Below are 20491 nucleotides of genomic sequence, written 5' to 3'. Positions count from 1 at the left end.
CATATTGACAAACATGCGTCCAAAAATTCTATTAGTTGATGATCGCGAAGATAATCTGATGTCTATGGAGGCCATTCTGGCTCCCGATGGATATGCTTTTGTTAAAGCCAGCTCAGGCAGCCAGGCATTGAAGATCCTCTTGAATGAACTTGACTTTGCACTTATTTTGATGGATGTTAAAATGCCCAACCTGAATGGATTTGAAACAGCAGCGCTTATCTATGAACGCGAAAAACTGAAACACATTCCTATCATATTTATCACCGCCAATAATTATGGTGAGGAAAACATATTCAAGGGTTATCGAATGGGGGCGGTAGATTATATTTATAAACCCATTAACTCAGAACTTTTACGGGCGAAGGTAGGCGTACTGGTTGATCTGTACAGGAAAAACCATCGCCTTATAGAGCAGGAAAAACGGCTTACGGTTATCAACCGTAACCTGGAGATGGAAGTGACCGAGCGGAAAGCCTCGGAAGAGCGGGTAAAAGAGCTGAACCGGCAATTACTGGAGAACATTGCGCTGCTGGAATCGGCCAACCGCGACCTCGACCGTTTTGCGTTCATGGCCTCTCACGACCTGCAGGAACCTTTACGTAAGATCCGCACTTTTAGCGATCTGTTATTTGTTAAGTACCAGTCGGTGCTGGATGTGCCGGCTATTAATTACATCAACCGCATTCAGAATGCGGCTGTGCGTATGCAAACGCTGATCAGTGATATCCTGGCGTTCTCGCGCATAAATAATGAAAAAGATACATTTGTTCATTATAACCTCAATCTCATTCTGCAGGAAGCAATAGATGAACTCGATGCAACCATCAGGGAGAAAAAGGCCGAAATCCAGTTAACAGAACTGCCTTCCATTGATGTGAATCCCGGCCTTATGCGTCCGCTCTTCGAGAACCTGCTGAGCAATGCCCTGAAGTACAGTAAAAAAGATGAGGCGCCGGTGATCAATATCCGCTCGGAGATTATCACGGCAACCGCCTCTACGAAGGAACCTGTAAAATATTGCCGCATATATGTACAGGACAATGGCATTGGCTTCGATCAGGTATATGCCGAACAGATCTTCGACATGTTCAGGCGGCTGCATGTACACAGCGAATTTGAAGGCACGGGTATCGGTTTAACCCTTTGTAAAAAGATCGTTGAAAAGCACAACGGGTTCATCTCGGTGCAAAGCAAGGTGAACAAAGGATCTACCTTTATCATTTCATTGCCCGTTCACCAGCCAACTGTGGAAACGAATGGTGACCCCCGGGAGGATGATCCTACATTATTACTGTTAGGGAAAAAATAACTAGGAGTTTATGGTTTGTAGTTTATGGTTTATGGTTCTTCAGAAGCTGGCTGCTGAAGAATGGCAGACTTCCCGCATTTCGAACCAACTATAAACTATAAACCATAAACCATAAACATTTTATTGTGGATTAAGTACGAACATAGAGCGGGGAGGAAAGTACAGTACTTTTTTCCAGTCGATACTGAATATCTTCTCGAGAATGTTTTTCAACTCTGTTAATGTATGCGGTTTTATCGCATACAGGTTCGATCCCTCACGATAACAGAATTCAATATTTTGCAGATCGCTTAACGAAGAATACACGATAATGGGTATGGAATCGTATTTCCTGTTAGCCCTGATCTCGCGCAGGCATTGTCGTCCATCCTTGCATGGCATTAGCAGGTCAAGGAAAACTATATCCGGATTGTTTTCATCCAACAATTTGAAAAGAATATCGCCGTTTTCCGCCCTTGATAATATCACTTTGAATGAAAGTTCTTCAATTGCCAGTGAAAAGATCAGGAAGTCTTCGTCGTCATCCTCCGCAATTAGTACATTTGTTGGATACTGATTATAAAAGCTCATATATTTTAATTTTTAGCCTGCCTTTCTACCATTCGGCAGGAACTCTAAACCTTAACATCACTTTATCAATGCAAAAAAGCAATAAAACGCGACAAAAAAGGAATACCGAAAATACAATCAAAATCCCAATGGTGGAATACAATTTTTAAGTTATAGCCTAATAAAAACAGTAAAGTATGCAGGTAAAATCCAGGTATATTATATTGTTTTACGATCACAGCGACTACGTACTGCCTATGAAACAGTTGTTGCAGCATCTTCCACAGCCGGTCGAAACAGATTGTGTGGAGAATTTTCAACAACTTTTGGATCACCTTGATAACAGGCTGCCGGACATTATCATCGTTTATGTTAATAATCCGGTAAATGGGTACATAGATCACCTGAAAAGCCTGCGGGTAAATAACGGAATGGACGAAATTCCCGTATATGTATTCACCGATTTACCCGAAAAACAAACTTTAATTGATCTTATGAATTAATGCCTTTCTGAGAGTTGTGGAAGGCGTTATAACAGAAAAGGCATCGACCGACTGGTTGATGCCTTTTTTTGTGAACAGTTACAGGTTACAGGGAACAGGGCAGAAAGCAAAAGGGCAATTTCCTAAGAAACTGCCCTCTATATAAACGGTTCCAGATACCTGGAACGTGTAACCTGAAAACTGTAACCATTAAAAATGCCAACGCACAAAAGCTTCCATGGCGGCATATTTTGTAAGCCCTAACTGCGCATACAAATTGGCGGTATTTGCGTTTCTGTCTTCAGCACGCTGCCAGAACTCGCGGCTGTCGCTTCCCTGGAAGGGCACCATGTCTTTTTGCGACTGGTGAATGAAGATGCCAAAACGCTTTTTCATTACCTGGTCAGGGCTCATGGGGATGGCCATTTCAATTTCACTGAGGTCCCATTCCTGCCAGGCGCCTTTATACAACCAAACCCAGCAGTCCTTCACCCATTCGTCACCGGCTGCTTTTATGCGGCGTAATGATTCAAAAATGATGTCCAGGCAAACCTTATGGGTGCCATGCGGATCGGCCAGATCACCGGCGCAATACACCTGGTGAGGCTTTATCGCGCGCAACAATTCCATCGTCATTTTAACATCTTCTTCACCCATTGGTTTCTTTTCAATGGTACCTGTTTCGTAGAACGGCAGGTTCTGGAAGTGGATGTTCTCCTCTTTAATGCCCACATAACGGCAGGTTGCTTTGGCCTCACAACGGCGTATCAGCCCTTTTACCGACCTGATCTCGGGTGTATCTATCTCGTTCGATTTCTTGAACCGCAGGTAATGGCGGGCCTGATCAAGTATGGCTTTTGATTTTTTGCTATCGACCCCGAACATATCTTCAAAGCCTACGGCAAAATCCATGAAGCGGGTAACAAACTCATCGGTTACAGCTATGTTACCGGAAGTTTGATAAGCTACGTGCACATCATGTCCCTGGTCGTGCAGGCGCTGGAAAGTACCGCCCATTGAAATGATATCATCATCAGGATGGGGCGAAAAGATCACGCAGCGTTTGGGATAAGGTTTGGTACGTTCGGGATGGTTGGGCAAATGCAGGTCGGGTTTGCCGCCGGGCCAGCCCGTAATGCTGTCGCGCAGCATGTAATATACCTGCAGGTTGATCTCGTAGGCATCGCCTTTTTCAACCAGCAGATCACCCAGGCCATTATCGCGGTAATCGATATTGGTTAAGCTTAATAACGGTTTATTCACTTTCAGGGCCATGTTCACTACCGCTTTGCGGATCATCTTGGGTGTCCACTCAAGATCGCCGGTGAGCCAAGGTGATTTATAGCGGGTAAGCTCAGCGGCTGCAGCTTCGTCTAAGATGAATAAGCTTTCATTATGCTGTTGTAGTAAGGAAGCGGGTATTTGTTCTGTAACGTTGTCTTCCACCGCTTTTTGAACAACGGCTGCTTTGGCAGGTCCCCAGGCCATTAACAGAATGCGCTTGGCCTTTAAAATGGAGCTGATACCCATGGTAATGGCCAGGCGGGGCACTTCTGAAATATTAGCGAACTCATGTGAGTTGGCAATACGGGTTGAAGTATCGAGTGTAACGAGCCGCGTGCGGGAGTTGATGCTGGAACCGGGCTCATTGAAACCGATATGTCCATTGTTACCAATGCCCAGCACCTGCAGGTCGATTCCACCTGCATCTTCAATCATCCGCTCGTATTCCAGGCAGTGTGCTTTGATCTTTTCCTTGGGAACTTCGCCATTGGGAATATGAATGTTCTTCGGATCGATATCGATGTGATCGAAGAGATGCGTATGCATAAAGCGATTGTAACTTTGCAGCGCATCATTCTCAATTGGATAGTATTCATCCAGGTTAAAAGTGATCACATTTTTAAAGGATAATCCTTCTTCCTTGTGCATTCTTACCAGTTCGGCATACAGCGAACGCGGTGATGAACCGGTTGCCAATCCTAAAATACAGGGCAGGCCGGCCGCTTGTTTACTGCGGATGAGATCGGCTATTTCCCTGGCCGCAAATTTTGAACCTTCTTTTAGATCTGGATAAATACGTACAGGTATCTTCTCAAACGAATCAACCATGCTCATAAGTAAATCGGTTTTTATAGTTGCGCTAAATTAAAGTTATTTCCAATATTCATAGGGAAATGCGGTTGTTTTCGGGTAGAAAATAAGCAAACGTTTGTTTACGCTGAACGCTTAACGCAAAACGCAAAACGCGGAACGCATAACGCGGAACGCCAAATACAACTCCTGTGTAACAGCTTTAACTTCCGATGCCTCGTGAGGATGCCGCTGGAGGCGGGGATAGCCAATAGGGTTGCAGCGTTTAGCCTTTTGCCTTAAGCCTTCAGCTTTTACTCCAATTTCTTATTATAGTTTGTACCCCATAACGTATAACGTTTGAATTGCTCCTGCAGGCGTTTTTCAAAATCGTCCCAGTTGCGTTTTTCTGCCGGGCTCCATAATACTTCACTCAGGGCGCTTAAGCGGGGAAAGATCATGTATTCAACCTTCTTCGGGGTCTTCATGTATTCCGTCCATACATTGCCTTGTGCACCCAGGATATGTTTACTTTGATCGGCATTTAACTCTTTGGGCACGGGCTCATAACTATATGTTTTCTTAACGGGAACATAATTGCCTATCGTTACAGAATCTTCCTGTTTGGATTGTGAATAGTCGAGATACACAAAGTTAGTGGGCGTCATGATCACATCATGGTTTTGTTTAGCTGCTTCAATGCCGCCCTGCTCGCCACGCCAGCTCATTACAACGGCATTGGGCGCCAGTCCACCCTCGAGGATCTCATCCCAGCCGATGATGGTTTTGCCTTTGCTGTTGATGTATTTTTCCATGCGCTGTACAAAATAGCTTTGCAGCTCATGTTCGTCTTTCAGCTTGTTATCGGCCATTCTTTTATGGCATTTGGGACATTTCTTCCAGCTGTCCTTGGGGCATTCATCGCCACCAATATGCACATATTTCGCAGGGAACAAAGGCATCACTTCATCCAATACATTTTGCAGGAATGTAAATACAGAATCATTGCCTGCACAAAAAACATCGTTGAATACGCCCCATGTCTGTTGCACCTGGTATGGACCACCGGTACAACCCAGGTGCGGATAGGCAGTAAGCGCTGCGGAAGCATGACCTGGCATTTCTATTTCAGGAACAACCGTGATATACCGTTTGGCGGCATAATCAACGATCTCTTTAACTTCTTTCTGGGTATAGAATCCGCCGTAACGGAGGCTGTCATTACCGGTTCCGGGATAGCGGCCTATGATGGTGCCATTGCGCCAGGCGCCGGCTTTGGTAAGGTTGGGATATTTTTTGATCTCTATGCGCCAGCCCTGGTCATCTGTTAAATGCCAGTGGAAATAATTCATTTTGTGCAGCGCAATATAGTCGATATACTTTTTTACGAAACTCAGCGGGAAGAAGTGGCGGCTGACATCCAGGTGAAGGCCCCGGTATTGAAAGCGCGGATGGTCTTTTATGGTAAGATATGATACCGGTAAAGAGCTTGCTTTTGCGGTGGGTAATAATTGCAGCAGGGTCTGAACGCCATAGAAAGTGCCGGTGGCATTATCGCCGCCAATGTACACGCCTTTGGCGCTAATTTCCATATTGTAAGCGCCGGGAATGGGATGGTTGAGCCGGTCGAAATTGAGGCGGATACCTGGCGTTGTGCCGGCTTTTTTAGTAATGGGCAGCGTGAAACCATAGATCTGTTTCAGATAATCATTCAGGAAGCGGGCTGAATTTTCCAAACCGGCGCCTTCCAGGATGATGGGCGTTTTAGCCGTGATCACAAACTGGCCGGCAGTTTCAGGCATTTTCAGTTCGACCGGTTGCGGAATGATGTTTACCTGGGCATACATACTCATACTCAGGAACAGTGAGGCAATGAACCAAATTCTTTTCATAATGCATAAATGGTTAATACCCTTTGGCACTTTAAATAGTGTCAGGAACGGGTGTTTTGTAATGAAAATAAATGAAGTACACCTTGCTGGTGTTCAGCCGGTCTTAAGTGTTGAGAATGTAATAGCTGGTATCAGCCAACAACAGAGAGTCTGCAAGGTACGTTGAAAAGTTGAAAAGTTGATAAGGTTCAGAAAGTTGATGCGAGGCGTTTTTAATAACTAAAAAGCGTGACACGGTTCATTCCGTGGCACGCTTAGGCAGAAATTATTGATTGACTTTTAAATTAGATCATTTTAACACGGGAAGTATGATGGCGCTGCTATTGGTTCCATCATGATGAATGCGAATGGTCGCTTTCTGAAAATCGCTGTCACTGCATTCGTAAATGTTTACAAACTTTTGCGGGTTCCTGTCGGCCAGCGGAAACCAGCTGCTTTGGATCTGGATCATCAGGCGGTGGCCTTTTTTGAAAGTGTGTGCAACATCAGGCAATTCAAATTTTACCTGTTCAATTTTGTTGGGTTTAAATGCTTCCGGCGTCGTAAAGCTTTTGCGATAGCGGCCGCGCATGATCTCGCCCCGTACCAGCATTTGGTACCCACCCATTGGATAAGGGCCGCCGGCATCGCGGCTTTGATTGGTGTTGGCGCCGGCATATTTAAAATCATCGGGGAACACGTCGATGAGTTTAACAACAAAGTCAGCATCGGTTGTTGAAATGCTGGTCAACAGATCGGCTACCACCGTACCGGCCAGCGTAAGATCATCGTTCAATACAGCTGTTTCGAATGTTATTACGTCTGTACGGCGGCTGGCAAAACGCTGGTCATCGGTCATGTAATCGCGCGTACGTGTGAAGTGAACGTCTTCAGTATAAGGCACAGGATGCGCCGGATCGCTGATGTATTCGCTGAAACTGCTTTTGGCGGCAGGTTTTTCCCAACCCAGTTTGCCGCCTGGTTGCAGGTATATGGGCTGGTCTTTTTTATCGGCAGGAGGCCAAACTTCACAATGTTTCCATTCATTGGCGCCGGTAAAGAATACCGTAGCTTCTGCGATCCTGGGTCTATTGCCTTTGCCTTTCAGGTAATAATTAAAGAAAGGGATCTCGATCGTATTCTGGTACCAGATACTGGTATTGGAACCAAACTGCACATTGCCTAAATGAGTGCCATCAGATGTTATCCATTGACCATGCCACCAGGGGCCCATCACTATCCTGTTATCGTTTTTCGCTTTTTTTTCTATGGCCTGGTAGGTTCGCCACGCGCCAAAACAATCTTCTGCATCATTAGTGCCGCCAACCACCAGGGTGGCCACAGAGGAGGGGATATTGTTTACGAAGTTCCTGATGTTACGGGCCTGCCACCATTCGTCGTAGTTCGGATGTGCATACAGATCTTTCCAAAATTGCAGGCTGTCGCCGGTAAGCTTTCTGAAATTTTGTAAAGCGCCGATGCGCAAATAAGATTCATAATTATCATTCGTTGGAATATGAATAGCCCGGCGTGGAGCTACTTTGTAGGGAACAGGGCGCGGGTAACCAAAGCCGCCGGTATAAAAAGCAAAGGCGTCCATAAGAAAGAAAGCGCCGTTGTGATGAAAATCATCGCCGATAAACCAGTCGGTAACCGGCGCTTGCGGACATGCAGCTTTCAATGCCGGGTGGCCGCTCATAGCAGCCATGGTAGCATAAAACCCGGGATAGGAACCACCCACTACCCCTACATTGCCATTGTTGTTTTCAATATTTTTGATCAGCCAGTCGATGGTATCATAACTATCGCTTGCTTCGTCAATATCCTGAGCCGTTTTTTTGTTGGGGTTGAAAGGGCGCACATCAACAAACGTTCCTTCACTGGCCCAGCGGCCGCGCACATCCTGCGTTACGATGATATAATTTTCCCGGGCATAATAGCGCGTATGGCGCATCCAGAGGCTGGTATTGAAATTATTTTCTCCGTACGGACTACAGGAATAAGGTGTACGGCTTATTAATATAGGATGCTTTTCCGAAGTGTCTTTCGGAATGTAAATAGAAGTGAACAGCTTAACGCCGTCCCGCATGGGGATCATCACTTCTCGTTTCGTGTAATTGTCGCGCACCCAGGCTGAGTCCTGTTCGTAGCTTTGGGCATTTACTAAAAGGATAAAATGTAAAGCAAAAATTAAAAGAAATAATTTTCTCATGTTTAGCGCTTAATTTAGATGCTTAAATGTAAGTTGAAAAGTTGACAAGTTAATTCGTTAACTGGTTAACTCATCAACCCGTTAACTTATTAACTAATACAACCATGTCAACGCGTAGGAAATTTTTACAGACATCATTCCTTGGTTCATTGGGACTGTTTACCGGAAAGAAACTAATGGCTCAATCAGATACGCACTATCCAACCATTAAAAATGAGCCCATCGTTTTATCAACCTGGGATTTTGGCAAGGAAGCGAACGCCGAAGCCTGGACTATTCTAGGCAAAGGGGGCCGTGCATTGGATGCCGTAGAAGCCGGTGTAAAGATTCCTGAAGCAGATTCCAATAATCAATCGGTTGGTTATGGTGGTTTGCCCGATCGTGACGGACGTGTTACCCTCGATGCCTGCATCATGGATGAAAATTATAATTGTGGCTCCGTGATGTGCCTGGAGCATATAAAGCACCCGATTTCGGTTGCACGGCTGGTTATGGAAAAGACCCCGCATGTGATACTGGCAGGCGACGGCGCCCTGCAATTTGCGTTGGCCAATGGTTTTCAGAAAGAGAACCTGTTGACGCCTGAAAGCGAAAAGGCCTGGAAAGAATGGTTGAAGACCTCAAAGTACGAACCCATCATTAATATAGAAAACAAGTTGCATAAACCAGCACCCGGCGGTGATATGCCTGGTGGAGCGAACAATCATGATACGATCGGCATGATCGCCATGGACGCCAGTGGCAATTGCAGCGGCGCCTGTACCACCAGCGGTATGGCGTTCAAATTGCATGGCCGGGTAGGGGACTCGCCGGTTATAGGTGCGGGTTTGTATGTGGACAATGAAATTGGCGCGGCTACTGCAACAGGCGTTGGCGAAGAAGTGGTCCGTATTGTAGGTTCTCATCTAGTAGTGGAGTTGATGCGGCAGGGGCATGCGCCGGAAGCGGCCTGTAAAAAAGCGGTAGAGCGGATCATCAGCCGGAATCCTTCAAAAGCAAAGACCCTGCAGATAGGATTCATTGCCCTGAATAAAAAAGGACAATACGGCGGTTATGCCCTGCAGAAAGGGTTTACGTATGCCGTGAGAACGGGCAAGGAAGAGAAGTTGGTTCAGGCTAAAAGTGTATACTAGTTAATAAGCTGTTACAAGTTCCAGGTTGCAGGTTTCAGGGTAAAGCAATTGCCGGTTACCTGTTACGGGGCAAAAAATCGGGACAGCCTGACAACTTTCAGGCAGTTTGAAATGCAGGGCCTCGCGAACCGGAAACCGGTACCCGGTACCTGTATCTTGTAACCTGCAACTGTTCCATTGGACCAAATATGTTTCAATTAATCGATAGACAATAACAACCATGCCTCACATATTAGAAGTTTGCGCATTCAATTTACCATCAGCTGTCATTGCCGAAAAGGCTGGAGCGAGGCGGGTAGAATTATGCGAGAACCCGGCAGATGGCGGCACTACGCCTTCGTATGGAACCATTAAACTAACCCGTGAGAAGATCGGCATTGCCTTATACCCGATCATCAGGCCGCGCGGTGGTAACTTCTTTTACGATGAAGATGAATTTGCTGTGATAAAACAGGATATCCTGTTGTGCAAACAACTGGGCTGCGATGGTATTTCAACCGGTGTGCACAAACAGAATGGCGAGATAGACACAGAACGTTTGAAGCGAATCGTTGAATGGGCCTACCCGATGGGCGTAACCTGTCACCGCGTATTCGATGCCACACCCGATCCTTTACAGGCGCTGGAAGAAATCATCGACTGCGGATGTGAGCGCATTTTAACGAGTGGACAACAATCGACTGCGCCTGAAGGTATGGCGCTGCTGGGGCAACTGGTACAACAGGCTGCCGGCCGCATTATTATAATGCCCGGAGCCGGCGTGCGTTCGGGCAATATTCAAACCCTGATCGATGGAACAGGGGCAACCGAATTTCATACCTCTGCCCGAATAACCGCGCCCGACCCGGTAACTTTCCGCAACCCGGCTATCACAGATGCAGGCCCCTGGTATATTGCTAACGAGGAAGAACTAAGGAAGATACTCGATGTGCTGGCAAAGGCTGGTTGATGAGTTATTCAGTTATTGAGTTATTCAGTTATTGAGTTATTCAGTTATTGGGTTATTCAGTTATTGAGTTATTCAGTTATTGAGTTATTCAGTTAATGAGGCGTCGGAATAAAGTGAGCGTTATGATTAGCGTGTTTGCCGTTTCACGTCTGCCGTCTGCCGTTTGACGATTGACGATTGCCGATTGATTTGCCGTTTGCCGTTTCACGTCTGCCGTTTGCCGATTTCTTTACCATGGCGACTTTCCCTGACTCACCGCTTCTCTATGTTTCCGGATCTTCACTAACATCCCGATATGGCCGAAATACGGAAATATCCGTAGGCCGTGATTCCATTCACCGGTGTTTTTAAAAGCAATTCCCTGTAACAGTTCAAAGCGCACATTCTTGCCACCGACGTTGATGCCAAAATAAGGCTCATAATACCAACGGTAATCATTAAAAGGCAGATCACCCCTGTTGCCTTCATACGATATATAATTTACGCGGAGTCCAAACTGGGCGTCGAGGCGGGCGCTGCCCAATGGTTTATCAATGGCAGACCGTTGTATCTGGAGGAAGGTGCGGTAGAAATTTCCGTCTAACTCCGTTCTTTTCTTTTCATTACTGCCGGTGCTCATGCCCAGGTAGAAGCTTGTAACGCCATTGTTGTGGTTCGGATTGGTTTGTATGCCTAGCGAAAATTCGGCTTCCCTGCTGCCATAATCATCGTTGCCGGAGGGCAGGGTAGCTCCCCATGCATTTACACTGATGTTCCTGGTTATGGCAACGCCTCCTTTTGCCGCGATGCCGGGAGATCCGAACATAAATCCGAACTGCCCTTCGCCGGCCCGGCTATAGGCCGTTGTGTTCATGGTTGCCGGGACATAACTGTAAATGGGTGGTTTACACGAAAAGAGGGAATAACAGGCTCCCATCAGGCAGGCAATTTTTTTCATACGCAGTGTTTTGGACGGGAAAGGTAAACACATTATTAAAAATGGCAAACTATGGGGAAAAATGGTGAATGGTGAATGGTGAATGGTCAATTGTGAATGGTGAATGGTCAATGGTGAATGGGCTCGCTATATTTCAAATTAATAACTGAACTCCTGCCGCCTGCATTTACTGCCAACTGCCAACTGCCTATTGGCTATTGTCGGTTTGTCGATTGTCGATTGACGATTGTCTATTGCTTATTGGCCGTCTGCCGTCTGCCGTTTCACGTCTGCGTTTCCCGATTGTCGATTGTCAATTGCCGTTTTCGTTCCCAGCCAGCTCTTCCTGAAAGCCAGCATTTCTTTGGTTACTGTCAAACCGCTTTGCTCATACGTCATCAGCGCATAAGCGGGGTTCTCTGCGAGCGTGATGTTCGTTTCTTTGATATCACCCCGGTGTTTATACTGAACCGCAATTACGTCACCAGGTTTATGGCTGTTCACGATGTCCCTGAAATCATTGGGAGTAGCTACCAGTTTGCCGTCGAGCTGCACGATCTCGTCCTGAAAATCCAGTCCGGCATTATACAGCGGGGTGCCGGCTACAGTATTGTTGCTGATAATGGTTGAGCCTTCCTTAAAGTTTACCTGTCCAACCCAGGCTTTACCGGCAGCTTGTTTTTTCAGGACCAAACCGGCTTTTTCCAACAGCGGTGCATAATTGAATGATTCGTGGCCGTAGACATAGCTGGCGAAAAAATTCCTGGCAAAAGCTTTATCGCGGGTAAGTTCAGCCAGCACAGCTTCCAGTGCCGGAACTGTATAAGCGATCTCCGTTTTACCAAAACGTTTCCATAAGGCGGTCATGTAATCATCTAATGAGAGCTTGAATTGCGAGCGCAATTGCAGGTCCAGGGCCAGTGCAACAGCGCCGCCATAAGGATAATAAGAGCTGTACATGTTAGCATAATTCGCGCGGTCCACCGAAACACCTGCATCTACAAAAACGGCATGACGGCTCATTTCGACGGGGGAGAACCGTTTGGCGCCGGCTGCCACTTCTTTGGCGTTTATTAAACCGGCCAGCGAGAACATCAGTGCTTCCAAAGGTTTCAATCCTGCGCGGCAAAGGGATAAGTCGCCATAATACTGCGTAAAGCCTTCTGCACACCACAGCTCGCTGCTCATGTTGCTTTTTTCAAAGTTGAAAGGTTCCAGGGTTTTCGGACGAATGCGTTCTACATTCCAGCAATGGAAGAACTCATGGGCAAAAACACCCAACAGGTAATTACTACCATCGAAATGAGTGGGAATGCAGATCATCGTTGAATTGCGATGCTCCATGCCATCGTCTTCTACATAAGGATTAATACTGGCAATAAAAGTATAAGTGCCGTAATCAAAAGCGGGTACCTCGCCAAAGATCGCCTGTTCTTCTTCTGTAATGCGTTTGATTTTGGCCGCAAATGCTGCTGCCAATGAATCGGTAGTCTGTGCTTCCAGCGCCAGGCGGAAAGTATAGTTCTGACCATTTGGATTTTTCAGGGTCCATTCTTTCCAGTGCAGGTTACCGATCTTGGTGGGACAATCCATGAAGTATTGCAAACCCGGTGCAGTAAATTCATGCGGATTGTTCGTAGGTTTTAACTGCGTGGCGATCGTCCATTTTTTATCAGTGGGTATATTGAAAGTAACGGTGATAGGCGCTTTGTCGAATCCTTTGATCCATAGGAAGGCAGAGGGCATATTCAAGTGTATGCTGCTTTGGTCGATGCCCGAGTAAGTGCCATCGGGATAAGCGGCATACAAGGTATATTCAATTTTTACATAACCGTTTTGTTTGGGCACCTCATAAACATCGCCATCGATCCGGTTGACAGTAATGGCCTTGCCCTGTTGATCGAACGCTTTTACATCATATACATTTTTGCCAAATTCATGTGTGGCGTATCGGCCGGGGGAAGAACGGCTCATGCGGAAGATGGCTTTACCGGCAGGCAGTTGGGAAGCAGCCACACTGATGTTCGCTTCATGATGAACGATATTGGGAAAAGAAACTACATAATGGATCTTTTGGGCATATGTATGCGAAACAGTTAGTATGGCCAGGAACAGGAGGATTCTTTTTGTCATAAGCACAAGGTACAGGAAAAAGCGGCAATGGTCAATGGTGGTCAATGGTGCATGGTGAATGGTGAGCCTTCCGTCTTTTTAATTAAATTTGATAGCAAATGAAAGTATTATGACCGATCGTGAACTACAATTTATGCAGGCGGCTGTTGACCTGGCCCGGCAGGGCATGAACGATGGAGTAGGCGGGCCCTTTGGATGTATTATTGTAAAAGGTGATACGATCATTGGCCAGGGATGTAACAGCGTGGCCAGTTCCAACGATCCAACGGCACATGCAGAAGTAGTGGCTATTCGCGATGCCTGTAAGAATTTACAATCCTTTCAGCTCACCGATTGCGAAATATACACTTCCTGTGAACCCTGTCCCATGTGTATGGGTGCTATTTACTGGGCGCGACCTAAAGTAGTGTATTATGGCGCTACGCGGCACGATGCCGCCGCTGTTGGGTTCGATGATTCGCTTATTTATAGAGAATTAACCGCCCCACTGCATGACCGGGTAATTGAAATGGTTAACCTCGGAAGGGAGCATGCAGGGAAAGTCTTTCAGGAATGGAATGAGAAGCCGGATAAGATCGTTTATTGACCGGCCGGAACTGTAAACTATGAACTGTGAACTTTAAACTTTGAACTTTGAACTGTGAACTTTGAACTGTGAACTACAGTCTGCTGATGACCATATAGGCGAGAATAATGATAATAAGTATGAAGACGATGGAAACATACACCCAGAATCCGTTGTTGATCCTTCTTTTTTCGCGGCGGTCTTTTTTTTGTCTGATATACTGGTGTAATTCTTTGTTCAGCTGATCAACATATCCTTCCAGCTTTTTATTGCCGGCCATTTGCTGGAGTCCTTCCACGGCTTCATTTTCAAAGTCATTGTCAACCATCCACATTTCCACTTCATGTTTCTCCTGTTCCGACAGCTTGCCGCTCAGGTAGTCCATCAACTTCTGGTTGTCAATGTCTTTATTACTATTGGATAATATGTTCAGTAGATCGTTATTCATTGTTCATGTCGCCAGTATATGTTCATTAGACCGGTGTTTTCAGGATTGGTTTAGTTTTCGTTCCAGTAAGATCTTTAAGTTCCGTTTGCCGTTCTGAATATAGCTTTTGACCTGCATGAGCGTAAAGCCGGTGATATCGGCTATTTCGTTGTACGAGCGCTTTTCAAGGTAGAACAAAGTTACGCACTGTTTTTGTTCTTTGTTCAGTTCCTGCAGGCAATCGTTCATCAGCTCCAGCTGGCGGTCTTTTTCGAGGTGAGGCGCCAGTCCGGGTTCTTCTTCCTGCGGAATGGCCATTTCGTCCCTTATCTCTGCCGGTGTACGGGCCTGTTTATCGCGCAGTTTCATCAGGCAATGGTTCTTGGCCACCATATACAGCCAGCTTTTGAAATATTCCACCTTGTACTTATGCAGTTCGGTAATGGCTTTCAGAAATACCTGCTGAACACAATCTTTTGCCTCTTCCTCATTTTTGAGGTATTTCATGCACACACCCAGTAATAAAAGGGTATAACGTTGCAGTAAGATCCCCAGCCAGTGGTTGTCGCGACTGGTATAAAAGGAGTTGAGCAATTGCTGATCGCTGATATGTGAATTAGGGTCTGGTTTCACTATGCGAAAATGCTGTTTTCTTACTATTGAGATGCAAACTGTTCAAAGTTCCACAAATATTTGATGCCATCCCTTAACGGAATTGTTGTTTCTTTATTGAGTGTCTTGATATAAATCCTAAATCCCAAGAACCAAAGAATAAATTCCAAATCTCAAATCCCAAGAACCAAAGAATAAATTCCAAATCTCAAATCCCAAGAACCAAAGAATAAAACCCAAATAACAAATCTCAATATCCAGAGAATAAATCCAAATCGCAATAATAAAATCCTTAGAATTTGGATTTTGGAGTTTATTTGGTTCCTGATCTTTGGTTCTTGGAATTTATTTGGTTCTTGATATTTGGTTCTTGGATTTTTTATGAGTGATATATTTTTGCTTTCAAATCAAAAGGGATCTATGTCATACGCTGTTTGCAAAGTACCGGTAGCGCCTTTACGGGCCGAGGCGGCGCACAAAAGTGAAATGATCAGTCAGTTGTTACTGGCAGAAGCAGCACTTGTGCTGGAAGAAGCAAAGGATTTCATCAAAATACAGTGCCTGTACGATGGTTATGAAGGCTGGTGCCAGCGCAGCCAGCTGGCGCTCATCGATACCTGGACGAAAAACAACGAATCGCAGTTTTATACAGCAGCATGGATCAGCAGGATTACCATCAATAATAAAATGGCTCATATACCTTTGGGAATACCAGTGCTGAATGATTTGAACCGGCAACAGCTCTCAGGTGTATTGCAGCTCGATTACCGCGATGCAGCCACATGGCATGCCAATGGCGCCAAACCGCAAGCCGAAATGATCAGGGAAAGGGCTGAATTATTTTTAAATACGCCGTATCTGTGGGGCGGCAGGTCGGTATTTGGGGTCGATTGCAGCGGCTTCACGCAGATGGTGTTCCGGTTCTTTAATATTCCCCTGCTGCGCGACGCTTATTTACAGGCCACGCAGGGCGAAGTAGTGGGCTTTTTGCAGGAGGCCCGCTGTGGCGACCTTGCTTTTTTTGACAATGCCGAAGGACGCATCACACATGTTGGCATCCTGCTGAACGATCATGAGATCATTCATTCTTCCGGTAATGTGCGTATCGATAAAATTGATAATGCCGGTATCGTGAATGTAGAAACCGGCGTAAGAACGCATCAGCTGCGGATCATTAAACGATTAGCTAATTAGCTGATTAGCTAATGTGCTAATTAGCTGATGTGCTAATGAATACAAATACAAAAAGCTGTTGCGTAGCAACAGCTTTTTGTATTGTAATTAGCTAATTAGCACATTAGCAAATTAGCACATCGGCTGATTATTTTCGGAAGTTCTCTTTGTATAGTTTCAATGCGTCTTCAATAATGGCGAGCGCTTTGGCTTTATCGCCGAACTCATTTACCTGTACCGTTTTATTTTCAAGTGTTTTATACTCCTGGAAGAAGTGGCGTAATTCATCAAAGAAATGCGGCGGTATTTCTTCAATGTTATTATAGTGTTTTACGCTGGGGTCATTGGCTGCTACGGCAATGATCTTGTCATCGGCATCGCCACCGTCGATCATTTGCATAACGCCGATCACCTTGGCTTCCATGAGGCACAATGCCTGTACGGGTTGAGAAGTGATTACCAGTATATCGAGTGGGTCTTTATCGTCGCCATAGGTTTGCGGTATAAACCCATAATTACACGGATAGTAGAAAGAAGAATAAATGATGCGGTCGAGCTTTAATAAGCCGCTGTCCTTATCGATCTCATATTTAGCCCTGGAACCCTGCGGAATCTCAATGACTGCATTTACAATCCGTGGAGCCTGATCACCAGGAGGCACGCCATGCCAGGGATGGGAAACAGTTATCATATTGTGTTTAAAATTTAAGCAAATCTATAATAAGTTCTGCTTCATATGGCAAATTGGTCAATCGTCAGTTAACTAAGCACCGACTAATAACATCCCCAGCCAGGTGGCCAGCAAACCGAGGATGACACTGGCAGCTGTATACAGCATGAAATACATTATATCGCCATTTCTGAGGAGACTAATGTTCTCGTAAGCAAACGTTGAGAAGGTGGTAAATCCGCCACAAAATCCTGTGGTGAGCAATATACGCCACGCAGGTGTGAACAGGTTACCTTTATCGGCCAGGGCACAAAGTAAACCAATTATAAAACATCCGGCAATATTTACTATCATGGTTCCGAAGGGAAAAGGGTGCGGATGCCACGCATAAATGTATTTCTGACACAAAAAACGTGCAATACTGCCCAGGCTCCCTCCCAAACCTACCAGTAAAATATTTTTCCAGAGCATGCCTACATTTTTATGATCGATTTCAGATCAACCAGCCAGGTATCCTGTTGGCGAACGATCCGCAGGGTTGTAGTATCTGATGGATTGGATGTATGGTAATAATTGTATTGAACGGTTGAATCGTTTTCAGACGTAATGGCCACCGGCCTGATGGCGGCGTTCTTGTACTGGCTCTTTTCTTTGCTGCTCAATTGTTTATAATTGGCCTGTTGTTTTTCGAACAGCAATAGATTGGTAGAATCCTTCAATAAATAAAAGGAGGCTTTACTGTAATCTCCATCCAGTGAAGCGCGGATAAACTGGGTGCCGGCATCCTGCGCATTTTCTGCTTTTTTATACGCTGCTGCATCGCCTGAATTACAGGATAAAGTAGCCAAAAGGCAAAAACTGGCAATTAATTTCTTCATAATCAACAAAAATAAACTATATGGGGCAATTTCTGATTTTGAGATTTTGAGATTTCTGATTTGTTCAACACTGAGGTCTGTAATAAAACTTAAATTCCTGAAATCCCGAAATCCCGAAATCCCGAAATCGCGAAATCCCAAAATCGCGAAATCCCGAAATCGCGAAATCCCGAAATCAGAAATCGTAAAAATGGTTTCGGGACCCCGAGCTTGGAGAGCATTAAATCTCGCAATCCCGAAATCCCGAAATCAGAAATCGTAATTCAGTGTGTTATTTTCTGTTGCGCCAGTGTGTTTGAATATCCTGGTCCGGCTCGTTCTCGCGGTGATCGCGGTCGTAAGCCTTGATAATGGCTTTTACCAGGCGGTGACGTACTACGTCCTCTTCATCCAGTTCGATATGGGCGATGCCATCGATATTTTTCAGGATGCGCACGGCTTTTTCAAGACCACTGCGTTGATTTTTAGGCAGGTCGATCTGCGTTAAATCACCGGTAATGATGGCCTTGGCATTGGCGCCGATACGGGTAAGGAACATCTTCAACTGAAGATCGGTTGAGTTCTGGGCCTCATCCAATATGATGAACGCATTATCGAGCGTACGTCCCCGCATATAGGCGAGGGGCGCAATTTCAATTACGCGGGTGCTCATATAATACCCAAGCTTGTCGGCAGGGATCATATCGTCAAGCGCATCATATAACGGGCGCAGATACGGGTCGATCTTTTCTTTGAGGTCACCGGGCAGAAAACCCAGGCTTTCACCGGCTTCCACGGCCGGGCGGGTAAGAATGATCTTTTTGACCATTTTGTTTTTCAACGCCCGAACGGCCAGGGCTACCGCGGTATAGGTTTTACCGGTACCGGCGGGACCAATCGCAAACACGATGTCATTTTTTTCAGCCACCTGCACCAGTTTTTTCTGGTTGATGGTGCGGGCCCGTACGGTTTTACCGTTGGGGCCAAAAACAAGGATGTCGTTGGGATTGCGGTCGATAAAATTGTCAACTGTTTCGGCATCGTCGCCGCCCAGGATCTGCTCAAAATAGTTCTCGCTCATGTGGCCGTTGCGCTCCAGGTATTGAACGATCAGTTCAATTTTTTCCTTGGCGCTTTCCACCTGTTCCGGCGAGCCGCTCAATTTTATTTGGGTTCCTCTTGAAAGAATTTTTAAAAGCGGGAATTTCTTTTTGAGAATATCCAGTTTTCCGTTGTTTACACCGAAAAACTCTATAGGGTTTACAGTTTCAAGGCTAATGATTGTTTCTGTCAATGCTCTTCAGTTTAAGTTTCACAAATACAGGAAAGTGTCCTGATATCTTCTGATGTCGTCTATTCCAAATATAATTATTTAGAACAGCATTTTAGTAAAGTTACTTATACACAACATGTGGAAAATAGAAATTGTTGTGGCCTTTTCGTTAAATATAGGATGTTGATTTTACCCGCCGACGTACCGGTAACAGCAATGCCCTGAATGAAAAAAGTCCCGGATAACCGGGACTTTTTTCATTATGATAGTAAGTGGTTAACACTTATTTGCTTCGCTTTGTTTCTACTATTTTTACCGGAATTCCATCCTTGTAGCTGTATTCTGTGCAATGCTCCAGAATGTTCGGTTCGCTTACGTCTTTTGAACATATCTTGGTCAGCTGATTGCCAGTGTAATAATATTCATTAAGAGGAGCGCCGGTCATATAGGGCAGGGTAGCAGTGCGTGGTTTTGAGTCGCCATTGTACTCCCACATAGGGAAAATGAACGGCACCTTTTTCTGTTGACGGGCATCTACTTCCCAGTTATCATTGTCGAATTGTAATACTCTGCCAGGTGTGCTGATCTTTTGCAGCTTGTCGCCATTGTAAGAGTAATTCCATGTATCAGTTTCCTGACCGCCGCCGAAAGGTATTACCTGTACGCTGGTGATCTGTCCGCTGGAATTGAAATTGTATACCAGATCATATTCTTTCTGAACCGATACGCCACCACCGCCGCTTACACGAGCAAAGAATTTTTCAATCTTTACTTCTTTCACTTTTTTCCTGGTGATAAAAGCTGGATTGGGCATAAATGGCAGGCCCGGGTGTGATGAAAGATAGAAGTTGATACCTGCGTAATAATTGCTGGTGCTGAAATCAAAGAAATCATCCGGACCAGCAGCAACCGTTTTGCTGTTTACAGGTGAATGGGAAGAAACTTTTGAATACACTTTCTTGGCACCACCATTGGCATCGGTAATGGTTTTTCCATCGGCCGACAAACTCAATGACATCTTGGAGGCATCTGGCTCATAGTGTACCAGTTCGCTACCGTTGATCGTAAATGGTAAGAACTTGGCTTTGCTGGGAAAATAAACAAATACTGCGGGATTGCTTTGTCCGCTTGCGCTTACTAACAGGCTATCCTTTTGGTCCTGGGTTTTCCATACTCCGTCAACCTGGCTTTGACCGAAGGTGACTGCGGAGATGATGAGCAGAAGTGTGGTTAGGGAACACTTACTTATCATAGAACGGTTTTTAAAAATGATTGATAAAAATAATT

Annotated in this window: 19 protein-coding genes; 6 read left to right on the top strand and 13 right to left on the bottom strand. The window is 45.4% G+C overall.

Annotation, left to right across the window (positions count from 1 at the left end; translation table 11 throughout):
* Positions 1-13 precede the first annotated feature (13 nt).
* Positions 14-1309 carry a response regulator gene (locus JUB15_RS26925; protein WP_207515766.1) on the top strand — a complete coding sequence of 432 codons (1296 nt, stop codon included), beginning with the start codon at positions 14-16 and terminating at the stop codon, positions 1307-1309.
* 120 nt (positions 1310-1429) lie between these two features.
* Here JUB15_RS26925 and JUB15_RS26920 read toward each other — a convergent pair whose 3' ends face one another.
* Positions 1430-1879 carry a response regulator gene (locus JUB15_RS26920; RefSeq protein WP_207515765.1) on the bottom strand — a complete coding sequence of 150 codons (450 nt, stop codon included), beginning with the start codon at positions 1877-1879 and terminating at the stop codon, positions 1430-1432.
* 176 nt (positions 1880-2055) lie between these two features.
* On the opposite strand from JUB15_RS26920, the gene JUB15_RS26915 reads away from it, so the two are divergent.
* Positions 2056-2361 carry a response regulator gene (locus JUB15_RS26915; RefSeq protein WP_207515764.1) on the top strand — a complete coding sequence of 102 codons (306 nt, stop codon included), beginning with the start codon at positions 2056-2058 and terminating at the stop codon, positions 2359-2361.
* Positions 2362-2550: 189 nt separating this feature from the next.
* On the opposite strand, the gene nagB is transcribed toward JUB15_RS26915, so the two are convergent.
* The 3 genes from nagB to JUB15_RS26900 form a co-directional block, all read right to left on the bottom strand.
* Positions 2551-4458 (bottom strand): glucosamine-6-phosphate deaminase, encoded by a 1908-nt coding sequence (gene nagB / locus JUB15_RS26910; RefSeq protein WP_207515763.1) that lies wholly within the window; start codon positions 4456-4458, stop codon positions 2551-2553.
* Between the two features lie 269 nt (positions 4459-4727).
* Positions 4728-6305: a beta-N-acetylhexosaminidase gene (locus tag JUB15_RS26905; RefSeq protein ID WP_207515762.1), complete on the bottom strand. Its 1578-nt coding sequence runs from the start codon at positions 6303-6305 to the stop codon at positions 4728-4730.
* A gap of 289 nt (positions 6306-6594) precedes the next feature.
* Positions 6595-8496 (bottom strand): CocE/NonD family hydrolase, encoded by a 1902-nt coding sequence (locus JUB15_RS26900; RefSeq protein ID WP_207515761.1) that lies wholly within the window; start codon positions 8494-8496, stop codon positions 6595-6597.
* Between the two features lie 104 nt (positions 8497-8600).
* On the opposite strand from JUB15_RS26900, the gene JUB15_RS26895 reads away from it, so the two are divergent.
* Together JUB15_RS26895 and JUB15_RS26890 are read left to right on the top strand one after the other, a co-directional pair.
* On the top strand, positions 8601-9629 hold the full coding sequence (locus JUB15_RS26895; protein WP_207515760.1) for a glycosylasparaginase: 1029 nt from the start codon (positions 8601-8603) through the stop codon (positions 9627-9629).
* Between the two features lie 220 nt (positions 9630-9849).
* Complete coding sequence (locus tag JUB15_RS26890) at positions 9850-10578, top strand: copper homeostasis protein CutC (RefSeq protein WP_207515759.1); 729 nt, start codon at positions 9850-9852, stop codon at positions 10576-10578.
* A gap of 229 nt (positions 10579-10807) precedes the next feature.
* Here JUB15_RS26890 and JUB15_RS26885 read toward each other — a convergent pair whose 3' ends face one another.
* Positions 10808-11515, bottom strand: a complete 708-nt coding sequence (locus JUB15_RS26885) for a hypothetical protein (protein WP_207515758.1) — start codon at positions 11513-11515, stop codon at positions 10808-10810.
* Between the two features lie 237 nt (positions 11516-11752).
* A complete protein-coding gene (locus JUB15_RS26880; RefSeq protein ID WP_242696534.1) occupies positions 11753-13627 on the bottom strand; it encodes a M61 family metallopeptidase in 1875 nt (624 codons plus the stop codon).
* Positions 13628-13736: 109 nt separating this feature from the next.
* On the opposite strand from JUB15_RS26880, the gene JUB15_RS26875 reads away from it, so the two are divergent.
* Positions 13737-14213 carry a nucleoside deaminase gene (locus JUB15_RS26875; protein WP_207515757.1) on the top strand — a complete coding sequence of 159 codons (477 nt, stop codon included), beginning with the start codon at positions 13737-13739 and terminating at the stop codon, positions 14211-14213.
* A 73-nt stretch (positions 14214-14286) separates the two neighbouring features.
* Here JUB15_RS26875 and JUB15_RS26870 read toward each other — a convergent pair whose 3' ends face one another.
* Positions 14287-14640 carry a hypothetical protein gene (locus JUB15_RS26870; protein WP_207515756.1) on the bottom strand — a complete coding sequence of 118 codons (354 nt, stop codon included), beginning with the start codon at positions 14638-14640 and terminating at the stop codon, positions 14287-14289.
* 39 nt (positions 14641-14679) lie between these two features.
* The gene (locus tag JUB15_RS26865; RefSeq protein ID WP_207515755.1) at positions 14680-15252 is read right to left on the bottom strand and encodes an RNA polymerase sigma factor; all 573 of its coding nucleotides are present in this window, start codon (positions 15250-15252) and stop codon (positions 14680-14682) included.
* Positions 15253-15651: 399 nt separating this feature from the next.
* On the opposite strand from JUB15_RS26865, the gene JUB15_RS26860 reads away from it, so the two are divergent.
* Positions 15652-16425, top strand: a complete 774-nt coding sequence (locus JUB15_RS26860; RefSeq protein WP_207515754.1) for a C40 family peptidase — start codon at positions 15652-15654, stop codon at positions 16423-16425.
* A 127-nt stretch (positions 16426-16552) separates the two neighbouring features.
* On the opposite strand, the gene JUB15_RS26855 is transcribed toward JUB15_RS26860, so the two are convergent.
* The 5 genes from JUB15_RS26855 to JUB15_RS26835 all read right to left on the bottom strand — a co-directional run bounded on the left by JUB15_RS26855 (position 16553) and on the right by JUB15_RS26835 (position 20456).
* Complete coding sequence (locus JUB15_RS26855) at positions 16553-17095, bottom strand: inorganic diphosphatase (RefSeq protein ID WP_207515753.1); 543 nt, start codon at positions 17093-17095, stop codon at positions 16553-16555.
* Positions 17096-17167: 72 nt separating this feature from the next.
* Positions 17168-17545: a fluoride efflux transporter CrcB gene (crcB, locus tag JUB15_RS26850; protein ID WP_207515752.1), complete on the bottom strand. Its 378-nt coding sequence runs from the start codon at positions 17543-17545 to the stop codon at positions 17168-17170.
* 2 nt (positions 17546-17547) lie between these two features.
* A complete protein-coding gene (locus tag JUB15_RS26845; RefSeq protein ID WP_207515751.1) occupies positions 17548-17952 on the bottom strand; it encodes a hypothetical protein in 405 nt (134 codons plus the stop codon).
* Between the two features lie 271 nt (positions 17953-18223).
* Complete coding sequence (locus JUB15_RS26840) at positions 18224-19225, bottom strand: PhoH family protein (RefSeq protein WP_207515750.1); 1002 nt, start codon at positions 19223-19225, stop codon at positions 18224-18226.
* A 262-nt stretch (positions 19226-19487) separates the two neighbouring features.
* The gene (locus tag JUB15_RS26835) at positions 19488-20456 is read right to left on the bottom strand and encodes a hypothetical protein (RefSeq protein ID WP_207515749.1); all 969 of its coding nucleotides are present in this window, start codon (positions 20454-20456) and stop codon (positions 19488-19490) included.
* Between the last annotated feature and the right edge of the window lie 35 nt (positions 20457-20491).

This window comes from Longitalea luteola (assembly GCF_017356035.1).
Taxonomy (GTDB): domain Bacteria; phylum Bacteroidota; class Bacteroidia; order Chitinophagales; family Chitinophagaceae; genus Niastella; species Niastella luteola.
Note: the sequence above shows the minus strand (reverse complement) of the source record. Positions and strands in the feature narration are given on the sequence as shown.

Excerpts from the sequence above, each read along its gene's own strand:
- JUB15_RS26885 (WP_207515758.1), bottom strand. The coding sequence starts at position 11,515 with ATGAAAAAAATTGCCTGCCTGATGGGAGCCTGTTATTCCCTCTTTTCG.
- JUB15_RS26900 (WP_207515761.1), bottom strand. The coding sequence starts at position 8,496 with ATGAGAAAATTATTTCTTTTAATTTTTGCTTTACATTTTATCCTTTTA.
- JUB15_RS26915 (WP_207515764.1), top strand. The coding sequence starts at position 2,056 with ATGCAGGTAAAATCCAGGTATATTATATTGTTTTACGATCACAGCGAC.
- JUB15_RS26895 (WP_207515760.1), top strand. The coding sequence starts at position 8,601 with ATGTCAACGCGTAGGAAATTTTTACAGACATCATTCCTTGGTTCATTG.
- JUB15_RS26875 (WP_207515757.1), top strand. The coding sequence starts at position 13,737 with ATGACCGATCGTGAACTACAATTTATGCAGGCGGCTGTTGACCTGGCC.
- JUB15_RS26920 (WP_207515765.1), bottom strand. The coding sequence starts at position 1,879 with ATGAGCTTTTATAATCAGTATCCAACAAATGTACTAATTGCGGAGGAT.
- JUB15_RS26905 (WP_207515762.1), bottom strand. The coding sequence starts at position 6,305 with ATGAAAAGAATTTGGTTCATTGCCTCACTGTTCCTGAGTATGAGTATG.
- JUB15_RS26855 (WP_207515753.1), bottom strand. The coding sequence starts at position 17,095 with ATGATAACTGTTTCCCATCCCTGGCATGGCGTGCCTCCTGGTGATCAG.
- nagB (WP_207515763.1), bottom strand. The coding sequence starts at position 4,458 with ATGAGCATGGTTGATTCGTTTGAGAAGATACCTGTACGTATTTATCCA.
- JUB15_RS26870 (WP_207515756.1), bottom strand. The coding sequence starts at position 14,640 with ATGAATAACGATCTACTGAACATATTATCCAATAGTAATAAAGACATT.
- crcB (WP_207515752.1), bottom strand. The coding sequence starts at position 17,545 with ATGCTCTGGAAAAATATTTTACTGGTAGGTTTGGGAGGGAGCCTGGGC.
- JUB15_RS26860 (WP_207515754.1), top strand. The coding sequence starts at position 15,652 with ATGTCATACGCTGTTTGCAAAGTACCGGTAGCGCCTTTACGGGCCGAG.
- JUB15_RS26880 (WP_242696534.1), bottom strand. The coding sequence starts at position 13,627 with ATGACAAAAAGAATCCTCCTGTTCCTGGCCATACTAACTGTTTCGCAT.
- JUB15_RS26845 (WP_207515751.1), bottom strand. The coding sequence starts at position 17,952 with ATGAAGAAATTAATTGCCAGTTTTTGCCTTTTGGCTACTTTATCCTGT.
- JUB15_RS26925 (WP_207515766.1), top strand. The coding sequence starts at position 14 with ATGCGTCCAAAAATTCTATTAGTTGATGATCGCGAAGATAATCTGATG.
- JUB15_RS26835 (WP_207515749.1), bottom strand. The coding sequence starts at position 20,456 with ATGATAAGTAAGTGTTCCCTAACCACACTTCTGCTCATCATCTCCGCA.
- JUB15_RS26890 (WP_207515759.1), top strand. The coding sequence starts at position 9,850 with ATGCCTCACATATTAGAAGTTTGCGCATTCAATTTACCATCAGCTGTC.